This is a genomic window from Streptomyces sp. 13-12-16 (assembly GCF_002114215.1).
In the GTDB taxonomy this organism is placed as follows: domain Bacteria; phylum Actinomycetota; class Actinomycetes; order Streptomycetales; family Streptomycetaceae; genus Streptomyces.
In genome coordinates, this window is the sequence record NZ_NCTE01000739.1 from 1 (window position 1) to 2,333 (window position 2,333).

1 protein-coding gene and 1 pseudogene are annotated in these 2,333 nt (G+C 70.4%); one reads left to right on the top strand and one right to left on the bottom strand.

The genetic code is table 11. From position 1 onward, the window contains the following. Nucleotides 1-253 (bottom strand): annotated as a pseudogene (locus B7767_RS27795) (DNA primase); the annotation flags it as partial. Nucleotides 254-699: 446 nt separating this feature from the next. Here B7767_RS27795 and B7767_RS27800 point away from each other — a divergent pair. Then, nucleotides 700-2,196, top strand: coding sequence for a hypothetical protein (locus B7767_RS27800; RefSeq protein WP_085574578.1), 1,497 nt, complete (start codon nucleotides 700-702; stop codon nucleotides 2,194-2,196). Nucleotides 2,197-2,333 lie beyond the last annotated feature (137 nt).

Here is a 2,333-nt window from a genome sequence, read left to right on the forward strand (position 1 = left end):
CCGCGGTCACCTCGTCCAGCGGGGCCCCGGCGCGGATCACCGGCGCGTGGTCCAGCGGATGCGCGCCCGGTGCCCGGCAGCCGGCGCGGCCGCAGGAGCAGGTGCCCGCGGCGGCCCGGACGCCCGGCACCACGTCCCAGCCCCACAGTCCGGTGTACTCCGCCACGACGGTGCCGTCCGAGGAGCGGCTCCGGCGACGCGAACCGGACCGGATGTCGCGGATGCCCCGACTGATGCCGATCGTGAAGCCCATGCCCCCTCCAACGGGTCCGACGTACCGGTGGTCACGTAGCGAACGCAGAAAGTGACTCTCTGTTTCCGACTTCCCGACGTCGTTCCGCTCAACCGGCGCTTCGAAGCGCCCAGGGTGGTGCACCCGGCGACGCGCGCCCATCAGTGCATCGCTGCATCCACTCTTGGCTGTCCGGTGTCAAGTGAATCGCGGGATGGCAACGGTGAGTTCATTCGAAGGGGTGGCGAATGGTGGCGATTGCGGTTCCGCCATGGTGGGGCGGGTGATCGTAGGGTTACTTTGTGTGCACGGCTTCTTGGGGCACATGCACTCGTGGGTATGCCGGAGGCAACTCGGCTTTCCGTTCGAAGGGTGACAACCGTCGGACGGGCGGCCCCGACAACCGGCATTCTGATAGGGCTTGGCGCAATCGGCGACAAGTGGTCTTCAGGGATGGGGGCGTTCCAGTGAGCGGCAACGGCGGTGGCGGGGCGAGCGCTACGAGTGCGGAGAAACGCCCGAACGAGCTGCTCGCGTCATGGTTCGTCCGCAGCGGCTGGTCCAAGGGCGAGCTCGCCCGCCAGGTCAACCGCAGGGCACGCCAGTTGGGCGCCAACCACATCTCCACCGACACCTCGCGCGTACGCCGCTGGCTGGACGGCGAGAACCCGCGCGAGCCGATCCCCAGAATCCTGTCCGAACTGTTCTCCGAACGCTTCGGCGTCGTCGTCTCCGTCGAGGACCTGGGTCTGCGCACCACCCGCCCGGCGCCCTCCGCGACCGGCGTCGACCTCCCCTGGACGGGCCCGCAGACCGTGGCCCTGCTCAGCGAGTTCTCGCGCAGCGACCTGATGCTGGCGCGGCGCGGCTTCCTCGGGAGCTCGCTGGCCCTCTCCGCGGGCCCGTCCCTCATCGAGCCCATGCAGCGCTGGCTCGTCCCCTCCCCGTCCGCCACGCCGGCCCGGCCCGAGGCCGAACCGGTCTCCTCCGCCGCGCGGGCCCGCGGTCGGCTGTCCAAGCCGGAACTGGACCTGCTGGAGACCACCACCGTGATGTTCCGGCAGTGGGACGCCCAGTGCGGCGGCGGCCTGCGCCGCAAGGCGGTCGTCGGACAGCTGCACGAGGTGACCGACCTGCTCCAGGAACCCCAGCCCGAGTCCACCACCCGGCGCCTGTTCAAGGTCGCCGCCGAACTCGCCGAACTGGCCGGCTGGATGTCGTACGACGTGGGGCTCCAGCCCACCGCGCAGAAGTACTTCGTGCTCGCCCTGCACTCCGCCAAGGAGGCCGGCGACCGGCCGCTCGGCTCGTACGTGCTGTCCAGCATGAGCCGGCAGATGATCCACCTCGGCCGGCCCGAGGACGCCCTGGAGCTGATCCACCTCGCGCAGTACGGCAGCCGGGACTGCGCCAGCCCGCGCACCCAGTCCATGCTGTATGCGATGGAGGCCCGCGCCTACGCCAACATGGGCCAGCCCGGCCGCTGCAAGCGGGCGGTGCGGATGGCCGAGGACACCTTCGCCGAGGCCGACGAGTGGGACGAGCCCGACCCCGACTGGATCCGCTTCTTCTCCGAGGCCGAGCTGTACGCGGAGAACTCCCACTCCTACCGCGACCTCGCCTACGTCGCCGGCCGCAGCCCCACCTACGCCTCGCTCGCCGAGCCGCTGATGCGGCGGGCCGTGGAGCTGTTCGGCCAGGAGGGCGGCGAGCACCAGCGCTCCTACGCCCTCAACCTGATCGGCATGGCCACCGTCCACCTGCTGCAGAGCGAGCCCGAGCAGAGCGCGGTTCTCGCCACCGACGCCATCAAGGCGGCCAAGAAGGTCCGTTCCGAGCGCGTCAACACCCGTATCCGAAAGACGGTCGACACCGCCGTACGCGACTTCGGGGACCTCGCCGAAGTCGTCGAACTCGGCGAGCGGCTCGCGACCGAGCTGCCCGAGTCCGCGGAGGCGGTCTGACACCCCCGAGGTACCGCTAGGCCCCGGCCACGGTTCACCGCCGTACACCGAAGGTTGCGCCACGATAACGATCGGCGCGCCCCGGATCCGGCAGTTCATCGACCCGTAACACGCCAGGTGCCTTCGTCACGGCGGCG